The organism is Streptomyces sp. NPDC057249, from assembly GCF_042669245.1.
GTDB lineage: Bacteria > Actinomycetota > Actinomycetes > Streptomycetales > Streptomycetaceae > Streptomyces.
The window spans coordinates 19,225-36,715 of the sequence record NZ_JBHUXS010000021.1 but is presented as its reverse complement, the minus strand read 5'-3'; the positions used below and the strand labels follow the sequence as shown (position 1 = coordinate 36,715).

The following is a 17,491-nucleotide window of genomic DNA, read 5'->3' as shown; positions in this document are numbered from 1 at the left end:
CGCCGGAGGCGGGGGGCTCAGTCACCCGACTCGGTGAGCATCAGCACTCGGGCGCCTGTCCGGGCATGTGCAGAACCGTGAGCAGGCCGCTCGGTGTCCGGTTCCGTGTCAGGAACTCCGCGACCTGCGGGACGGTCGGCTCGTCGGCCGCGACGATACGGACCAGGCGGAGACGGCCCGGGAGCAAGGGTAGGTTCGCACTACACAGTATGTTCAAATGGCTCTGGCCAGAGCGTTGTTGTGTGAACCGAACGTGCCATCGCGCGAAGGAGGTCGTGTGTCCCCCGACGGGTCATTCGAACAGGGAAAGCCGCACCCGGCGCGGGTCTACGACAGCCTATTGGGTGGCAAGGACAACTACCCGGTGGACCAAGCCGTCGCGGAGGGCATCGCCCAGCGCTGGCCGGAGATCCAGCGGAGTGCGCAGCAGAACCGGGCATGGATGGCGCGCGCTGTACGGCATATGGTGAAGGAAGGGGGCATCACACAGTTCCTGGATATCGGCACTGGCATCCCCACCCGGCCCAACCTGCACGAGATCGCTCAAGGCATGGTGCCGTCGGCTCGGATCGTCTACGTGGACAACGACCCGGTGGTGCTCCGACATGCCGAGGCGCTGCTCACCCCGGTCTCACCAGAGGGCCGCTCGACCTACCTGCAGGCCGACCTGCGGGATCCGCGCGCGGTACTGGAATCGCCTGAGGTGACCGAGACACTCGACATGACACGTCCGGTGGGCCTGGTCCTGGCCGCGATCCTGCACTTCCTCGACGAAGACGAGGACCCGGCGGGCGTCCTGCGGGTTCTCGTGGACGCTCTTCCGTCCGGCTCGTTTGTCGCGTTGTCCCATGCCTGCGGTGACGCAGATCCCGTCAGGGCGGCGGAGGCATCGGCCTTCTACCGGCAGAACAAGGTCTCCAAGCCCGTGGTGCTGCGCACACAGAAGCAGATCGAGGCATTCTTCACGGGACTGGAACTGCTGGAACCGGGAGTGGTGACCGTCGACCGCTGGCGCCCGAACGCATCGGTGTCCGAGGGACCCGACGACATGGGGTTCCGTTGCGGCCTGGGTGTCAAGCGCGGAACTGCCTGAGAAGGGAAGGCATCGCCGACCGGCTCTCGGGGCTCTGGAGGTGTCCGTTCCCTTTGGCCAGTGCCGGAGGGCGAGGGCTTCCCGCAATGGATGGTGAACGGGGGGTGCGTGGGGAGTCGACGACTGCACGGGTGGCTCGGGGCGGCAGTGGCTCTGGTTCTCTCGGGATCCGCTGCCGTACTTCTGGGCAGGTCGTGGTCCGCCTGTGACGTGGGGGTGAACGACGCGGCCAACAGTGGTTTCCTGCTGTGGCTGTTCATCCCGGGCCTCTGGACGGCCCTGCTGCTGGTATGGGTCGCGGTAGGCGCTCTTCTTGGGAACCGTCCCCTTCTCCATGCCCTTGCCCTCGCGGTGACGTTCCTCGGTATCGTCTGGTGCGTCCTCTCGATCTTCTTGGGAGGCTCCGCCGCTCCTCAATGCCCCAACGGCGTGCCCCCGTGGTGGCCGAGCTTCATCCCCGTCCCGGGATTCTGAGAGACCGAGTACTGCGGGGGAATTGCTGTGGGTGGCGACGTCGGCGAATCTGCATAACGCTCTTTCTGCCTGTGATGGCTGCGGCCGCAGCGTAGGCCCTTGTCCGCTGGCAAGAAGCGTTCGATGGCCTGCTGGGGCACATAGGGGTGGAGGTGGGGAAGCGCCATGCCAATCACAAACCAGCAGGTAGCGGGACACGCGTTCCTCCAGCAGATGTACGACGACTTCAATTTCCCTGATCACGTGGTCGACCGGGGAAAGGCGATCCTGCTGCGGCTGTGCGAGCGCATCGAGGTCGAGCGACCGCCGGACCTGGAGAGCTTGTACGCACTCACCCAGGCTGCGACGGAGGAGTTCAACCTGTTGGAAAGCGAGTTCGTGGCGGCCGGAAGCGAGATCGAGACGGTGGCGCGGGAGTGGATCTGTGACGAGTTTTGCTTCGTCGCGTCGGCCTACGCCTTCACGGAAGCGGACGCAGAGGAGCTGACCGCCGGCCGGGACTGGTGAACAAGGACAGGAGAGCCACCTCCGATCAGCCGTACCACACGGTCGAATTGGAGCTCGCGCTCGGCAACGGCGATACGCAGATCGTCCAGCAGGCGGATCAGGCGGTCCGGGGCACTGGTTGATCAGCCCTGCACGCGACACCGTGGTGGACCGGAAACTTTGCAGAGATCGAAGCCTTCCACGTCGTTCGACACGCTCCGCCCCGGGGATAGAGTCCGGGCCATGTACCCGATCAGCCGCTCCGGCCCTCGGCTCCATCTGCGCGAGCTCGCCCCGAGGACGTCGACGCACTGCTGGCCATCTACGGCAGCGCTGCCGCGACCGAGCACCTGTCCTTCGAACCGCGTACGCGCGCGCAAGTCGAGCAGATCGTGTCTCGGTCCGGCGCCTCGGCCACGGAGACGCCACGTACTGAGTACGCGCTGGCTGTCGCCCGGTCCGACACGGAAGAACTGATCGGGTTCGGGCGTCTCGCCACCGATCCACATCAGCAACGCGGGGCCACGGTGGGATTCGCCCTTCACCCTGAGACCTGGGGGGGCCGGTCTCGGCCTTGAAACCGTGCGCCTGCTCCTCGGTCTCGGCTTCGAGGAATTGGGCCTCCACCGCATCTGGGGAGCACGGTCCCCTCACAACGAGGCGTCGGCGAGGACGCTGACCGCCGCAGGGATGACCGAGGAGGGAATCATCCGCGAGCACGTCCAGAAGGCCGGCCACTGGCGAGACTCCGTCGTCCACGCGATTCTCGACCATGAATGGAACGGCCGAGTCACCCGATAGCGCACGGTGTGGATGCTCAGCTCCAAGCAGACGGTGCGGTGGCCGCATGAGGCCGTACTTTTCGGGTCATCTGATCGTTGGACTGGCAGTGTCGTTGGCTTGACGCCCGGTGGGCACGCTTCGAACCGTTGATGTCAGACCGAACGCCAAGGCGGGGTGGGCGGTGACGGGATCACCGGCAGGTGATCGACGCAATCGCGTGGAAGGGCGTCGACAACCTGCTGCGGAAGTGGGCCATCGACGGCACCTGGGAGAAGGCCTTCCCGCACTGCTCGCCCAGGCGGACGCCGAAGTTGAACGTGGGCCGGGTCGTCGCGGTCGACTCCACCGTCGTCCGGGCCCACCAGCACGCCGTCGGCACCCGTCAAAGGGGGCCCCGGCCTCCGGGCCGGCAGACCATGCCTTCGGAAGGACCCTCTGGGAACCGACCAGCGCGGGCAGCGAGAGGACGGCGGCACGGCCAGGGCTCACCGGCATCCCGCGTGCCGACAGGTACGCCGCACAGTCACCGTGGCCGCGAACGGCAGGTCCCGCACCTCCAAGCTCGGGCTTCTCGCCTGCTCATACAGCAGCGCCGCAGCCTTGTGAGGGGCCTCCGGGCAGACCTCGCGGTTGATGACCTCCGCACGGTGACGTGCCTCCGCCGCAACCGGGAGCCCGTAGTCGATCACCTGAGGGGCGCCCGGCGGACGACTGGGCCCGTGCAGAGGCCCGAGGCGATGAACATCAAGAGCATCGACGCCGTCGCCGCCGCGCTCGCCACGCGTGATGCCCGGCCGGGAAACATCGGCCGGGCTCCTGCGCCAACTTCTCGGTCACTGCTGCGGGTTGGGAAGATTCAGGCACCCACCGGGCAGTCGGACCTAAGGTAATGGCATGGCGGCGTCAGAATGGGAACGACTCACCCATGCTCGCGGTGCCCAGCTCCTGAGCAAGCGTCTGTCGGGCCGAGCGGCAAAATTGAGAGCTGAGAGTTCGGGTCGCGACCTACGCTGGCGGCACCTTCAACTTTGTCCAGGAGTAGCGTGCCGCCCGCCTTCGTTCACCGGATCACGAAGTACAACCCCGCCGACCGTGACGAACACGGCAACTACCAGGGCGCGGAGGAGGCGATCAGTGACCAAGGGCCGGTCGAGGCCGCGTATTTGCAGGCGATCTCTGCGTTCGCAGAAGTTGCAGGCATTGACCGGCTGGAGATCCGTGAGCCTTCCGTCACCGGGCTCGTCCACTTTGGCGCCCAGCCGGCGGTCGAGGGACACGGTCTCAGTGGTCTCTTCCCGGATGACCTCACCGGCTACTACGACGGGGCCGAGGTCTCCTTGGCGGTGGCCCTGGAGTTGATTCGCGTCATGCTTCGTGAGCAGGGAGCCTGGTGTCGGCTTGAGGCGGGAGACGTCTTTACCGTGCACGTCGGATGGGACCAGTACGTGTACGTGGGCAGCGACCTTCCCTGCACGGACGCCGTTACCCGCACGCGGGAGCTCGGCCTCTTCGCGGAACCGCTGGTGGCCTCCCCCTACGTCGCGGAACCAGAGGTGACAGAAGCCGCCGACGAGGGCTTTTGGGCGTCGGTACGTACCGAGCTGGCGACGCGGCAAGGCCTGCTTCTGGAGGAAGCCCACTTCGTCGAAGCCACGCGCTGGCACCGTCTCACCACGGAAAACCTCAGCGTGGTGCGTGCCGGTCTCGGCCCGCGCGCCTTGCTGACCGTGTGGCCGGACCTGCAAACCGACGTCGGCGCGGTTCTGACCGCGCTGCCGGCCGAATGGGACATCGCATTCGTCTGGGAGACGAAGGACGGAGCAATCAGAGACGTGACCGCCGATGAGACCCAGTACGAAGAGCTCGTTGCCCTGATAGCCGATGCGCGAGCGGCCCGCGCCCTGTCCCTCGACGCCGACGAGCGCAGTCCACTCCTCCGAGCCGCTCTACCCGACAGTGACGGCGTGCTGCGCGCACGATGGTGACTCGACTGGGGAGAAACAAGCAGCGGCACCAACGGCAGGCGGACGTCCATGACTCCGCGGGTGGCCTCCCGGCGCGGTCTGCCGGCACGAGAGCCTCGGCGGCCGGACGGAACAGCGCGGGTTCACGCCCCGAACCCACTCCCCCGCGGCGTCGCAAAGGCTATGTCGTCAGGGAGGCAAGCGGCACGGCAACGGTCGGCTCGCATGTCCACGAACGTGGGACTAGGCCGTGTATCGAAAGTGAATCTTGAGCGATGCGTGATCATGGTGCATGGGGCGGGGAGATCTCACGGACGAGCAGTGGGCGGTCCTGGAGCCGTTGTTGCCGAAGGGGACGAAGGCGGGGCAGCCACCTGTCTGGCCTCGCCGGCAGCTGATCGACGGCATAGGATTCCGGGTCCGTACCGGTGTGCCGTGGCGGGACATGCCTGTCGAGTACGGGCCGTGGGGCCGGGTCTACGACCTGTTCCGCCGGTGGCAACGGGACGGTACCTGGCACCGGGTCCTCACCCGGCTCCAGTCCCTGGCCGACGCGAAAGGCGGGATCACGTGGGAACTGAGCGTCGACTCCACGGCGTGCCGTGCTCATCAGCATGCGGCCGGGGCTCGGAAACAGGGTGACCTACAGAAGGAACCTCCGGGCGGCGTGGTCACCGAGCCTCTCGATCACGGGCTGGGCCGCTCGCGCGGCGGGTTCACCACCAAGCTGCACCTGGCCGTCCAGCAGGGCCAAAGGCCCATGTCGATCGTGGTGACGGCAGGGCAGCGTGGCGACTCGCCGCAGTTCGAAACGGTGCTGGAGAAAGTCCGCGTGCCCCGCATCGGTCCGGGTCGGCCGCGCGTACGCCCCGATCGCGTGCGGGCGGACAAGGCGTACGCCTCCCGCTAGAACCGTGCCTACCTGCGCCGCCGAGGAATCTGCTGCGCCATCCCGGACAAGGCCGACCAGGCGCGCAACCGCCAGAAGCTCGGCTCCCGGGGCGGCCGACCACCACGTTTCGACCCGATTGACTACCGCGAGCGGCACGCCGTCGAGTGTGGAATCAACCGCCTCAAGAAGCACCGTGCCGTCTCTACGCGATACGACAAGCTTGCCGTCCGCTACGAGGCGACCGTCCTCGTCGCGGCCATCAATGAGTGGCTGTGAACATTGACCATCAACCGCTGCAGCCGTACGGGGCGCAGGGTCGACCAGCTCACGCGAGTGCAGGCCCAGTTCAGCTCTCCGTGGCTGCCGAAGCGTTGACGACGGCTGTGAGCAGGCCGGGGAAGAGCAGGGCAAGGTCGTCGGCGCGCAGCTCGTTCATGCGTGAGGTGCCGACGTAGTACTGGCGGATGACGCCGGCTTGGCGCAGGACCTTGAAGTGATGGGTGCCCGTGGAGCGCGAGACCGAGATGTCGAAAGTTCCGCAGGCCATGTCGTCCTGGGCCTGGACGAGTTGGCGCACGATGCTCCGGCGGACCGGGTCCACGAGCGCGTCCAGCACTCCCTGCAGGGTGATGGCCTCCATGTCGGGATGGTCCGTGATGCGTTCCGTAGTGGTCCGTGCGGTCACGGCCGCTCACCTCCTCCTCGTTCTTCTCCAACATACTACGATGATTGCAATACGTTGATACTCATCAACGTTTGACAGTCATCATCCTATGCAGTTCAGTGGTCGGGCACGCACCGGAAGGCCCGAGCAAGCCCATTTGGAACTGCAGTTGGGCGGTTGCGGCCCCACTCGGGTGCAGCCCCGCCTAGACCCCCGCAGGAGAAAAGATGACTTCAGTTCACACCGGAGTGACACCCACACCTGCGCCGGAGAAGCGCGAGGTACCAAGCGGCTTGAAGGTCACGGCGCTCGCCACGGGATTCGTCATGGCAACCCTCGACGTCACCGTGGTCAACGTCGCCGGTGCCACCATTCAGGAGGAGCTGAGGACCACACTGACGCAGCTGACCTGGATCGTCGACGGCTACGTGCTGACCTTTGCCTCGCTCCTGATGCTCGCCGGCGGCCTGGCCAACCGGATCGGCGCGAAGAAGATCTACCTGTGGGGGATGGGTGTCTTCTTCATCGCCTCACTCGCGTGCACCCTGGCGCCCAACCCCGAAACCCTGATCGCAGCACGCCTTGTCCAGGGCGCTGGCGCGGCTCTCTTCATGCCCAGCTCCCTGTCACTGCTGGTCTTCTCCTTCCCGGAGAAACGCCAGCGCACCAAAATGCTGGGCCTGTGGTCGGCGATCGTCGCCACCTCGTCCGGGCTGGGCCCCACCGTCGGTGGCCTGATGGTGAGCGCGTTCGGCTGGGAGTCGATTTTCCTGCTGAACCTGCCGATCGGCGTCATCGGTATGTACATGACGTACCACTACATTGCGCCGGCCGGGACCCATGCCACGCGACTGGCCATTCCCGGCCACGTCACCTGGATCCTCCTCCTCGCCGCCATCAGCTTCGCCCTGATCGAAGGTCCCCAACTGGGCTGGGCAGCGGGGCCGGTAATCGCCGCCTACGCGGTCGCTGCGGCGGCCGCCATCACCCTCGTTGTCCGCGAGCGGCGCGCGACCAAGCTCGTGATGCCGTGGCTCCTCTTTCGCCACTCAAGTTTTGCCGGCGCCAACATCGTTGGCTTCCTCTTCAACTTTGCCCTGTTCGGGTCGACCTTCATGCTCGGCCTCTACCTCCAGCACGCCCGCGGGGCATCCCCGTTCGAGGCGGGCCTTGAGCTGCTCCCCATGACGATCTTTTTTCCCGTGGCCAACATCGTCTACTCCCGCATCTCCGCCCGATTCTCCAACGGCATCCTCCTGACGACATTCCTGCTGCTCGCCGGAGTCGCCTCTCTGACGATGGTCACCATCTCCCAGGGCACCCCTTACTGGGTGGTGGCCGTTGCAGTGGGCGTGGCGAACCTCGGCGCCGGCATCATCTCGCCCGGCATGACAGCGGCGCTCGTCGATGCTGCCGGCCCCGAGCACGCGAACGTGGCCGGATCGGTTCTCAACGCCAACCGTCAGATCAGCTCACTGGTCGGGATCGCCGTCATGGGCATCATCCTGAACTCCATCACCGACTGGAACCACGGGGCCTCTCTCTCCTTCCTCGCGGTCGGCGTCGCTTATCTCCTGGGCGGCCTCGGTGCCTGGTGGCTCATCGCGCGGCCCGAACGGCGCTCTGCCGCAGCAGCGGCAGCCTGACCCCACGAGGCTCGGAGTCTCCTCGCCAGCCACCACCAGGCGGGTACACCCCCGAGAAGCACTTTCGATACACGCCAGAAGGCTCACGCTCCACCGCGGCGTCACCGCACGCTCCTGCGCAGACGAGGTGGACAACGACCTGAGAGTTCTCGGTCCGGCCGGCAGTGCCGGTGTATCGACGCTGCACCCCGAACGTGAGGGCCCTTCTTCAGGTCGCCGGGTTCGTCGATGCAGAGGATTGCCCGCTCATCGTGCAGCTGCTCCACAACATAGTCGCGTACGTCGTCCCGAGCCGCGCCGGCGTCCCAGGGCCCCCGGCACAGCAGATGCTGCACGTCATGCGGTATCGCTTCCCGGGCCCACTCGGCGATCGTCCAGCGGTTCTTGCGCGGCAGGTCCGACAGCAGCCCGAGCACCAGCCGTCCCGTCCGGCGCCGGGCCTCCACGCGCGCGAACCGTCCGGCCATGCGCCCCATCAGGTCCTCGAGCCCTTCCTGCCAGCGGGCAGGGGTTACGCTGTGACCTGCGGCCACCGCGTGATCGTGTGTCTTCACACCCTGACGATCAACGGTGGCCACAGCCATGCCAGGCAGGAGGAACACCATGCAGATCGCCGGCGTCGACATCTACGTCAATCACCCCGTTCTGCACCTCGGGGCAACCGACTGGGTGCCGCTCTCCCTCGCTCTGAACGCCTCCCCTGCAGCCAGTTGCGACACCCACGTGGCCGTCCGGGTTCGTCCCCAGAAGGGGTTGATCAAGGTGCGCCTCTTCACACCGTCTGATGACCCGCAGGCCCAACACCCGGACCCGGAGTTCACCACAGTCTTCGACGGCACCCTCCTGCTGCCCGACGGGCGCATCGCAGTCGGCGATGTCGAGCAGCAGACCCGCTTCGTGCACCGAGTGGGCGACCGCGGTCAGTTCAATGTACGCGTCGCTGTCAACGCACCGGGGCCGGACGTCAGCGCCGTAGACATCGTCATCTCCGACTCGAGTAAGTGACTTGCGAGACGATCATGCCAGCGTGAGACCGCTCAACGCGCGGCGGCCGCACCGCGATCAAGATCACGATCCACAGCTGGAGTATCAGCCGTCCCTTCGGAACAAGGCGAAGACATCGTCTACGCCCGTAACTCCCAGAAGCGTGAATGTTGCTACGGCGATCCCGAATGCCGTTGTCCAGTAGGTTGCCCGAGAAATCCTTTCCCGGGCAACCTCATCGTGTAGGTGGTCGCCGATGGTTGCGAACAGGTACCCGACGCCAACCGAAATGCCGACGGACACCACTAGCCTCATGAGCTCGTCGTGGGGTAAGGCCCCAACGGAGTGAATCTTGGCAACCAGGATGAAGCCCGCACCCGCCCGGCGAGGAACCAGACAAGCATCTCGTCGTCTCTGTCCGACACAAGGCCCCTTTTCTCATTCCGTCGACGCTGTCATCAAGCAATCCGGCCAATGAGCCTGCCACCTTGGTCGTGAACTAATCCTACGAGCAGCCGAGTTGGAGGATGCGATCTTTACGCAGCCCCTCGCACTCGAGGAGACACCTTCGACTCCGTGCGGCCGCGTTCGCCGCCACGCGCAAATCGCCCGTCACGCCGCGAGGGACCGGATGACCGGCTCGGGGTGCTCAAGACCGTGGCCCGTCGCCCCTTCAGCGCTCGGACGACGTCGTCCATCGTGAGGTCGTGCGCAACTGGCAGCCGCTTGAGTTCCTGCGACGGCGGGAGCACGGAGCGGGATGCGGCCAGGACGGTGACCGCGTCGGAGCGTTCGGACATCGACCCCTCCTCGTCGGCGTTCTACCGCCAGTGACCATGCATTTCTCGTACGCTCACCGTGCAGGTGGCGTACTCGCTGGCGTCGTTCGGTGCATGGCACAGAAGTCCGGCGCTCGGTGACCTGTACAGAGGATGCCTGCGACAGGCGGAGCCAATCGTCTGCGGCTCGCAGAAATCGGCTGGCGGATCACACGCCGACTCCGTACAGATTGACCTTGCGCATTCGGCAAGGGGGCGGTAGCAGATGGCACCAGACGGGCTGCGGGCAGGCGACGCGGTGCACGAGCGCTGGTTGCGACGACTCAACCGCTCCACCCGGGGCCCCGGCTATCGGGACGAATGGTTCGACGAGCAGTGCGGTGGATGCAGGTTCTGGATCGCTGCGGCGAGCTAGGCCTGGACTGGGGAGCGTGCGCCCACGCCGACTCGCCGTTTGACGGGCAAGTGCGTTTCGAGCACGACGGCAGCGAACGCTTCTTCGCCCGAGCCGACGGCACCTTCGGCTGAGGACGTACCGGAGCCGACGTTTCGCAGGGTTGCCGCGATTCCGCCCAGGTAGCGCCGGGTCACCCAACGCGCCGCGCTCCGCCAGTGGGGCGGACTCGCCGCCAGAGCATCGCGCGCCCACAGAGGGCTCAGAGCACACGCTGGTAGCGAAGCTCAGTGAGCGTCATCTCGTCGTAGGGGTCGTCCTGCGTAGCACCGTCGGCTTGATAGCCAGACCGCTCGTAAAAGCGTCGGCCTCGTCGATTGTCAGAGAGAACCCACAAGGCCGAGACTTCGAAGTCCAGGCTCTTCATCCGGGCGTGGGCCTCCTCCAGAAGCCTCCGGCCGATGCCTTGGCCGATGAGATCCGGCAAGAAGTACAGGGCGTAGACCTCGCCAACCCGTCTCGGACCAGGCGCTTCACCCCGCCACGGCCCGAAGCAGATCCACCCCACCGGGCCACGGTCACCGAGCGCCACAAGATCTCGTGCCTGTCGTCCGGGTTGAGCGAACCACTGCCGCCGTTGACCGGCATCGCCCTCCACCGTCATGGCAGCCAGATACGTCTCGGGAACGATGCCGGCGTAAGCCGCCTGCCATCCCCGGACTCGGATCATCGAAACGGCCTCGACGTCGGCCGCGTCCATCTCCCGCACGTGCACCATTGCGCCACCGTAATCGCACAGGGGCCCAGGACGAGTTCCGTTCCCCACCGTCGGTGCCTCCTTCGCGGGCAACTCCTGACGAACGATCTACTGTGCAGACCGTCGCTCATGAGGTGCGTGAACGCCCCCGGGCGGGCCGGCAACTACAAGGGCTTGCGCCCCGGAGAGGTCGGGCTGCTGTTGGAGGGTGAGCACTTGGACCCGGTGATGGATTCGTTCGTCATGACCGAGTGAGAGAAGTGATCGGAACCGAGACAGGGTGCGGCCTCCGGAATCAGGGGATGATGACGACCTTGCCGCGGATACGGCCGGCTTCACTGAGGCGGTGGATGTCCGCGAGGTCGGCCAGCGGATGTGAGGCGCTGATGTCGAGTGCGATCTTCCCCGCGTCGACCAGCTCCACAAGCGCAGCCAGCTGCACCACGTCGTTGCGGGCGACTATGTGCGTCGCCCGCACCCCGGTGTCGGCAGGCGGTTCGACAGGGGTTGCGACCGAGACGATCCGCCCGCCCGGCCGAACCACGGATCCCAGAGCAATGGCATCACGCGAACTTAGCGGAACGAGATTGAGCAGAGTGTCCACAGGGGCGTCGAGGGCGGTGGCAACGGGCCCGGCGGTGTAGTCGATCACGTGGTCCGCCCCGTGCCGCCGGACTGCCCGGTCGCTGCGGGCGCTGGCCGTGGCAGTCACCTCGGCTCCGGCGTGCTTGGCGAGCTGCGTCACGAAACCGCCGACCCCTCCCCCCGCGCCGTTGATCAGCACGCGCTGGCCGGCGGACACCTTTCCGTGCTCGAACACCGCCTGCCAGGCCGTCAGGCCCGCCAACGGCAGGGCTGCGGCGTGCGTGAGCGGAACGGATGCCGGTGCCGGAACCAGCCATGCGCCCGGCGCTCGCACGTACTCGGCAGCCGCACCGGCTCCCTCCAGCCGCCCGACGACCCGGTCGCCGACGGTGAACCCTTCGGTCCCCGGGCCGATCTCGGCCACTGTGCCGGCGACGTCCCAGCCCGACGTGTAGGGGAGATCCACGGGCAGGAAGGTCTGCAGCAGCCCGGCGCGCAAGGCGGCTTCGGTGGGGTTGAACGAAGTCGCCGCGGCGCGGACGAGCACTTCACCGGTGCCCGGGCGCGGCCGCGGAACGTCGTCGTAGCGGATCACGGACGCATCGCCGAACGCGTGGATACGCGCGGTCTTCATCTTCATGCGGTGAACTTACGGTCACTCACGGAGACGATCCATGCGCCAGGGTCCCTTATTCATGCGCGTGCGTCTCATGCGTACCATCGCCCGATGGATGGGCTCAGCGACGTGATCACGGTGGCGCGGGCCGGCCGGCCCCGATCGGCGTACGTGCGATGGCATGCACCCTGGGGACAGCGGTTCGCCTCCGTACCGGGATCGGTCGGCTTCCAGGTGATCCTGGAGGGCCATTGCCGGCTCCTCTCGCCACACGCAGCGCCGGTCCGACTGGAGGCGGGCGATGTGCTGTTCCTGCCGCACGGCAGCGGGCACACGCTGGCCGACAGCCCGGCGACCGCGGTCGCAGCCCCGGCCTGCAGCCCCGATGACGCCGAGCTGCCCGGGCCCTACGCGTCGGACAGTGTCGACCGGCTCGGTCGGGGCGGGCCGGCCACCGTGGTGCTCTGCGGCGCCTACCGGCTCGGCCCGTCCCGGACCCACCCCCTGCTGTTGACCCTGCCCGACCTGATCCACCTGCCGGCCGGTCAGGACCGCCATCCCGAGCTGCACGCGGCGGTGCGACTCCTGACCGCCGAGGTGGGCAATCCGAGGCTGAGCACCAGCGTGACCATCCCCGCGCTCCTGGACACGCTCCTGATGTACAACTTGCGCATCTGGCTCGCTCAACAGCCCGCCCCCGACACCCCCACCGGCTGGGCCGCAGCACTCAACGATCCGGCGGTCACCGCCGCCCTCCATGCCATCCACCGGGACCCGGCAGCGCCCTGGACCGTGGCGAAACTCGCAGCGGAAGCCGGCCTCTCCCGGGCGACGTTCGCCAGGCGCTTCACCTCGATGATCGGTCAACCGCCCCTCGGTTACCTGACCTGGTGGCGACTGACCGCGGCTGCACGCCTACTGCAGGCGACGGAAGCGCCCTTGAGATCCATCGCTGCCCAGGTCGGATACGCCTCCGAGTTCGCCTTCGCCAACGCCTTCAAGCGCACCCACGGGCTGGCTCCCAGCACGTACCGGCGCCGAAACTGATGCGGGGGCGATGATGGTGAGCACGTTCACCTGTACGCGACGGGTGCAAACGGGGCCGTGGCGAGACTGTGGCGAACCGGCGGACGGGATCGTGAGTTCACCTGATTTCAGGCCCGTTCGACGCGGGAGCCGCCCGATCGGCGGCGGACGGTGCAGTTGGGGCGGCACCCTGAAGACCAGCGCACCCGGCCTCGCCAGGCGTCCGCTGGGACTCGTGTGGGGATGACCGTCGGCCGTTCTCGCCGAACGATTCCCCGGATCGCGTGCGACGTCTGACCAGCTCCCGCTGCGACGCGCAATTATTTGACCGATCGTTCCAGATAGGCTTATGGTCTTCGACGTGGCCAGAACCAAGGAATTCGATCCGGACGCCGCGCTGCAGTCGGCCCTTGAGTTGTTCTGGCGGCGCGGCTACGAAGCGACGTCATTGACAGACCTCGTCGAGCACCTCGGCATCGGCCGCGCCAGCATCTACGCGACCTTCGGCAGCAAGCACGAGCTGTACTTGAAAGCCATGGACCGGTACGCCGAGACGCGCGACTCGGCGCTCCTCGCCGAGTTGTCCCAACCAGGCCCCGCACTGCCTGCGGTGCGGGCGGTGGTGCGCCGGTTCGCAGCAGAGGCCATCGCCCCTGAGGGTCGACTGAACGGCTGTTTCGTCACCAACACCGCGGCCGAGCTGGCGCCCCACGACCCCGCAGCGGCCCGCCGCGTCGAGATCAGCTGGGAGCACATCGAGACCCTGCTGCATTCCGCGCTCGTACGGGCCCAGGCTCAGGGCGAGCTGCCCGAGGAACGCGATCCGCGCGCGCTGGCCCGCATGCTGCTCGTCCTACTACAGGGGGTGCGGATCGTCGGCAAGGCGTCGATCGATCCCGACCGGGTACGGGACGCGGCCGAACAGGCCCTTACTCTCCTGGACTGACCCGCATCCGCCGAGTCCACCGGGCCCGCTTCCGTATACCCGAATAATGAACCGATCGGTCAAAAATCAGGAGGATGGCATGACCGCCCCAGGCGCTGCCCGCTTCGCCTCTGTGCAGCCGCGCTTCGCCTCCGTCCTCCAGCTCATCGCTGCCTACGGACTGGCCTTCGCCGGGCTGGTGCTCCTTGGCGGACGCTTCGCGGACCGCTATGCCGAGCGGCGTGGCGTGCCGTCTTACCCTCCCCACCCGCGTACGGCAGGGCAATGGCCACCCGGGGGCAGCCTCTCAGGACTCGGCGCGGCTGCAGTCCTCGCGCTCATCGGGACCGACCGCACACCGCTCATACCGGTAAGGCCTGCTGCCGGGCCTCGTGTTGCAGGGGCCGCCGCTCTCGCAGCCGTCGTCCGTTTGCACCACGGCACCAAGTAATCCAGCACTCAAGGGGAGCCACCGCAATGAACCGCTTCACCGGAAAGACCGTCCTCGTCACTGGCGCAGGCTCCGGCCTCGGCCGCGCGATCGCGATCGCCTTCGCCACCGAGGGCGCATCCGTGGTTGCCGCGGGACGCACCGCGGTCTCCCTGGACGAGACGGTCGGTCTCATCGGGGCCACCGGCGGCACGGCCACCGCCGTCACCGCCGATGTCACCGACTCCGGCCAGCTTCAGAACCTCGTACGCGAGAGCGTTACGCGCTTCGGCGGACTGGACATCGCGGTCAACAACGCCGGGGTGCTCCGCGGCACCGTACCCGTCGGTGAGGTGAGCGAGGAGGACTGGGACACGGTGCTGCGCACCAACGTCACCGGTGTCTGGCTGGCCATGAAGCACGAGATCGCGCACATGCAGGGAAACGGTGGCGGCGCCATCGTCAATATCTCCTCCAACCTGGGCGCGCACCTGCGCATTCCGAACCTTGCCACGTACATCACCTCCAAGGCAGCGGTCTCCGCGCTCACCCGCGCCGCCGCTCTCGACCACATCCACCAGGGGATCCGCATCAACGCGGTCAGTCCCGGCGCCTCCGCTGCTCCCATGTCGCTGCGGCCCGGCGAGACGGAGGCCGACCGAGCCGAGCGAGTGAAGACACAAAACCCGCTCGGCCGGGTCGCAGAAGCCGAAGAAGTAGCGGCCGCGGTGCTCTATCTCGCCTCACCGGCAGCCGGCGCGGTGGTCGGCGCCGACCTGGTCATCGACAGTGGCTCCTCGGCCTGACCGCCGTAGCGGCTCGCACGACGCGGTCACCGACACGGTCACCGGATGACCGAGTGGGGCCGAGGACGTGGCGGTCGCGGGCGTCAACCACTGGCGTGCCTTCGCCGACGACTCCCCCGGGCTGACCGATGTCGCCCACGACTGCCCGGAAACCGGCCGGGCTGCCGCCCAGGCTCTGGTGCCAGCCATGGATGGACAGAGGCGCAGCGGAATCGAACTGCCACCGGGACGGCTGGTCATCCGCGCGTCGACATCGGGATTCGACGGAGCTCTAGCTTGTTGCAGCCTCACGCAGTCGGGCGCGCAGGATTGCGGCACCGTCACCCTCAAGGTCCTCGCAGGCCGCTGCACGGCCTGCCATCCCCATCACCAGCGATAGGGTCGGCCCCCGGAGCAGACGCCCCGAGCCGGTGGTGAACGGTCCGTCCGTGGCCTCCACCCGCAGACCCGCGATCGCGGTCTTGCTCGGGACGGTGAAATCGCGGCCGGCGAAGAACCGGGCCACGGCGGTCGTCGTGGCCACTGGAGGTGTCCGCACCAGGCCCAATGGCCGACGGATGTCCTCGCTGTGGACGACGATCTCGCCCAACCAGGCCGCAGTATGTCCTGTCGGCCCGGCGGGCCCGGCGACAACTGCGCGAAATCGCCGCAAGGTCTCTTGCGGTGTGGCACCACGGTGCTTTGCAAGCTGTCGGTCGTTGTGCAGATCGGGGTCGAACCGCGCAGCCAGCATGCTCAGCAGCCAGCGCCGGATACCCGTGCTGGCGCCTGCCGTCAGATGGGCCACGACCTCCTCCACGGTCCATCGTTCGCACAGTGATGCTTTCGCCCACTCGGTTTCGCTGAGCTCGGCCAGGTCTTGAGCGAGCGCGGATCTCTCGACGTGGATTGCCCCTTCCAGAGCTTTCCGGGTCTCAAGAACGAGTGCTTCGGCAGCCATAGGTCGGCCTCCTGATATCGGTGTCCTCCATCTGACTCCTATCGCAGTCCGAACTCATCGACTGCAGCCACGGATCGGAGAACCTGCGACGCACGCGCCTCCAACGCACCGCGCACCTACCTCCGGTCTCCAGAACACTTCGAGGCGCGGAAGTCATCGCGCCAGGCGCAGTTGCCCCTGTGACCTTGCATGACCACAGCGCGTCAAAAGTCACGCGGAACGTTCTTCGTCTACGCGACGGCCGGCGGGGAGGGATGACCAGCCCGGTGTCCTGGTAGCCCCCGCCGGCGGTGGTCATCGTCCTGCCGTCAGCGGCCATGGCGCCGTGTCCCCAGCCGCGGTGTCCTGCCGGTTGCCCGGTGGAGTAGTGGCAGTTCTTCGATCGCTCGGCGTTCGAGAGAGCGCGGGTGGGCGGCGACACACGGGCCCCGCCGTCGACGATGAGCACGGCGTCCTTACGGAACTGCTTCCTTGGGTGGAGCGCGAGCAGCGGTCCGAGGTGGTCGATGATGCGGTGCGCCACCGACTCGGAGTCACGGACAACGAGGCGAGGTGGCGCATCGTCAAGTCTGTCCGCAGCATGCCAGCAGCGTGGGCTCAGCGGGCCGAATGGGGCTGTCCAGGACGACTCCGGCGTCGGAATCACACCCGTCACACCAGTCACACCGCCCTCCCATGATCATTCCTCCGCTGGCCGAGCCAAACCGGCTGTCAGGGCTGCGGGATGAAGTCGGGTTCGATGCCCATCGCGGCAATGCCCTCGCGCACGGCGCGGTCGAACCGCTTGATCTCTGCCACGAGGACATCCCACGTGACAGGCGACGTCCAGAAGTCGGGTGTGATGTCGGAGCCGATCCGCCAACCCTCGTCGGAGCTCGCGATGCGGATCAGCCCCTCATCGGCCTGCATCGAGTCGAGCTCGAAGTCCTCATGGCGGACAGCCGGGCTCTGAAGCCAGAGCGCCAGGTGGTACGCCAGCTCGGCTACCGGGAACTGCTGCTCGCGCCACATCACCTGCCCGTGTTCCCACACGGACAGTTCGGCCTCGATGTCGAGGAGCAGCACTTCCAGGGGGGCCTCCTGCGGAGTGAGGCCACGCCGCGGCTGGTCCGACAGTCCGAAATCCCGGCAGACGAACCGCACCGCCCAGCCTCCATCGGATCTGGGGCTCCCACTTCCAGGCCGCCCGAATGCGGACAATCCTACCGACAGGCATCAGCAGTCCCGCCGAGCGCTCTACTAGAGGT

16 protein-coding genes and 5 pseudogenes are annotated in these 17,491 nt (G+C 67.1%); 14 read left to right on the top strand and 7 right to left on the bottom strand.

Annotated elements, in window-relative coordinates:
* Positions 1-277 precede the first annotated feature (277 nt).
* The 6 genes and pseudogenes from ACFUJY_RS30005 (at position 278) to ACFUJY_RS29980 (ending at position 5,968) form a co-directional block, all read left to right on the top strand.
* Positions 278-1,093: an SAM-dependent methyltransferase gene (locus ACFUJY_RS30005; protein ID WP_383305489.1), complete on the top strand. Its 816-nt coding sequence runs from the start codon at positions 278-280 to the stop codon at positions 1,091-1,093.
* 639 nt (positions 1,094-1,732) lie between these two features.
* On the top strand, positions 1,733-2,074 hold the full coding sequence (locus ACFUJY_RS30000) for a DUF5713 family protein (protein ID WP_383305487.1): 342 nt from the start codon (positions 1,733-1,735) through the stop codon (positions 2,072-2,074).
* Between the two features lie 222 nt (positions 2,075-2,296).
* Positions 2,297-2,854: pseudogene (locus ACFUJY_RS29995) on the top strand (GNAT family N-acetyltransferase).
* Between the two features lie 221 nt (positions 2,855-3,075).
* Positions 3,076-3,269: pseudogene (locus tag ACFUJY_RS29990) on the top strand (IS5/IS1182 family transposase); the annotation flags it as partial.
* Between the two features lie 610 nt (positions 3,270-3,879).
* The gene (locus ACFUJY_RS29985) at positions 3,880-4,821 is read left to right on the top strand and encodes an RNA-binding protein (protein ID WP_383305485.1); all 942 of its coding nucleotides are present in this window, start codon (positions 3,880-3,882) and stop codon (positions 4,819-4,821) included.
* A 271-nt stretch (positions 4,822-5,092) separates the two neighbouring features.
* A pseudogene (locus tag ACFUJY_RS29980) lies at positions 5,093-5,968 on the top strand (IS5 family transposase).
* Between the two features lie 70 nt (positions 5,969-6,038).
* Here the strand turns inward: ACFUJY_RS29980 and ACFUJY_RS29975 are convergent.
* Complete coding sequence (locus tag ACFUJY_RS29975) at positions 6,039-6,377, bottom strand: ArsR/SmtB family transcription factor (RefSeq protein ID WP_383305483.1); 339 nt, start codon at positions 6,375-6,377, stop codon at positions 6,039-6,041.
* A 272-nt stretch (positions 6,378-6,649) separates the two neighbouring features.
* Between ACFUJY_RS29975 and ACFUJY_RS29970 the strand changes: the two genes are divergently transcribed.
* Positions 6,650-8,002, top strand: coding sequence for an MFS transporter (locus ACFUJY_RS29970; RefSeq protein ID WP_383305481.1), 1,353 nt, complete (start codon positions 6,650-6,652; stop codon positions 8,000-8,002).
* An 82-nt stretch (positions 8,003-8,084) separates the two neighbouring features.
* Here ACFUJY_RS29970 and ACFUJY_RS29965 read toward each other — a convergent pair.
* A pseudogene (locus ACFUJY_RS29965) lies at positions 8,085-8,478 on the bottom strand (transposase); the annotation flags it as partial.
* A gap of 127 nt (positions 8,479-8,605) precedes the next feature.
* Between ACFUJY_RS29965 and ACFUJY_RS29960 the strand changes: the two are divergent.
* Both ACFUJY_RS29960 and ACFUJY_RS29955 read left to right on the top strand, forming a co-directional pair.
* Positions 8,606-9,007: a hypothetical protein gene (locus ACFUJY_RS29960; protein WP_383305479.1), complete on the top strand. Its 402-nt coding sequence runs from the start codon at positions 8,606-8,608 to the stop codon at positions 9,005-9,007.
* 1,142 nt (positions 9,008-10,149) lie between these two features.
* Positions 10,150-10,293 carry a hypothetical protein gene (locus tag ACFUJY_RS29955; RefSeq protein WP_383305477.1) on the top strand — a complete coding sequence of 48 codons (144 nt, stop codon included), beginning with the start codon at positions 10,150-10,152 and terminating at the stop codon, positions 10,291-10,293.
* Between the two features lie 128 nt (positions 10,294-10,421).
* On the opposite strand, the gene ACFUJY_RS29950 is transcribed toward ACFUJY_RS29955, so the two are convergent.
* Positions 10,422-10,937, bottom strand: a complete 516-nt coding sequence (locus tag ACFUJY_RS29950; protein WP_383305475.1) for a GNAT family N-acetyltransferase — start codon at positions 10,935-10,937, stop codon at positions 10,422-10,424.
* A 108-nt stretch (positions 10,938-11,045) separates the two neighbouring features.
* Here ACFUJY_RS29950 and ACFUJY_RS29945 point away from each other — a divergent pair, with 108 nt between their 5' ends.
* Positions 11,046-11,171: a hypothetical protein gene (locus ACFUJY_RS29945; protein WP_383305473.1), complete on the top strand. Its 126-nt coding sequence runs from the start codon at positions 11,046-11,048 to the stop codon at positions 11,169-11,171.
* A 40-nt stretch (positions 11,172-11,211) separates the two neighbouring features.
* Here the strand turns inward: ACFUJY_RS29945 and ACFUJY_RS29940 are convergent, their stop codons facing one another.
* Positions 11,212-12,141, bottom strand: a complete 930-nt coding sequence (locus ACFUJY_RS29940) for an NADP-dependent oxidoreductase (RefSeq protein ID WP_383305471.1) — start codon at positions 12,139-12,141, stop codon at positions 11,212-11,214.
* Between the two features lie 87 nt (positions 12,142-12,228).
* On the opposite strand from ACFUJY_RS29940, the gene ACFUJY_RS29935 reads away from it, so the two are divergent.
* The 4 genes from ACFUJY_RS29935 (at position 12,229) to ACFUJY_RS29920 (ending at position 15,683) form a co-directional block, all read left to right on the top strand.
* Positions 12,229-13,164 (top strand): AraC family transcriptional regulator, encoded by a 936-nt coding sequence (locus tag ACFUJY_RS29935; RefSeq protein WP_383305470.1) that lies wholly within the window; start codon positions 12,229-12,231, stop codon positions 13,162-13,164.
* 340 nt (positions 13,165-13,504) lie between these two features.
* On the top strand, positions 13,505-14,089 hold the full coding sequence (locus tag ACFUJY_RS29930; RefSeq protein WP_383305468.1) for a TetR/AcrR family transcriptional regulator: 585 nt from the start codon (positions 13,505-13,507) through the stop codon (positions 14,087-14,089).
* A gap of 456 nt (positions 14,090-14,545) precedes the next feature.
* Positions 14,546-15,304 carry an SDR family NAD(P)-dependent oxidoreductase gene (locus tag ACFUJY_RS29925; RefSeq protein WP_383305466.1) on the top strand — a complete coding sequence of 253 codons (759 nt, stop codon included), beginning with the start codon at positions 14,546-14,548 and terminating at the stop codon, positions 15,302-15,304.
* A 67-nt stretch (positions 15,305-15,371) separates the two neighbouring features.
* On the top strand, positions 15,372-15,683 hold the full coding sequence (locus tag ACFUJY_RS29920) for a substrate-binding domain-containing protein (protein ID WP_383305464.1): 312 nt from the start codon (positions 15,372-15,374) through the stop codon (positions 15,681-15,683).
* Here the strand turns inward: ACFUJY_RS29920 and ACFUJY_RS29915 are convergent.
* From ACFUJY_RS29915 to ACFUJY_RS29905, 3 genes and pseudogenes are all read right to left on the bottom strand, one after another.
* Complete coding sequence (locus ACFUJY_RS29915) at positions 15,576-16,244, bottom strand: maleylpyruvate isomerase family mycothiol-dependent enzyme (RefSeq protein WP_383305462.1); 669 nt, start codon at positions 16,242-16,244, stop codon at positions 15,576-15,578. The genes ACFUJY_RS29920 and ACFUJY_RS29915 overlap by 108 nt on opposite strands.
* 241 nt (positions 16,245-16,485) lie before the next feature.
* Positions 16,486-16,899 (bottom strand): annotated as a pseudogene (locus ACFUJY_RS29910) (IS5/IS1182 family transposase); the annotation flags it as partial.
* Between the two features lie 56 nt (positions 16,900-16,955).
* Positions 16,956-17,387 carry a hypothetical protein gene (locus tag ACFUJY_RS29905; protein ID WP_383305461.1) on the bottom strand — a complete coding sequence of 144 codons (432 nt, stop codon included), beginning with the start codon at positions 17,385-17,387 and terminating at the stop codon, positions 16,956-16,958.
* Positions 17,388-17,491 lie beyond the last annotated feature (104 nt).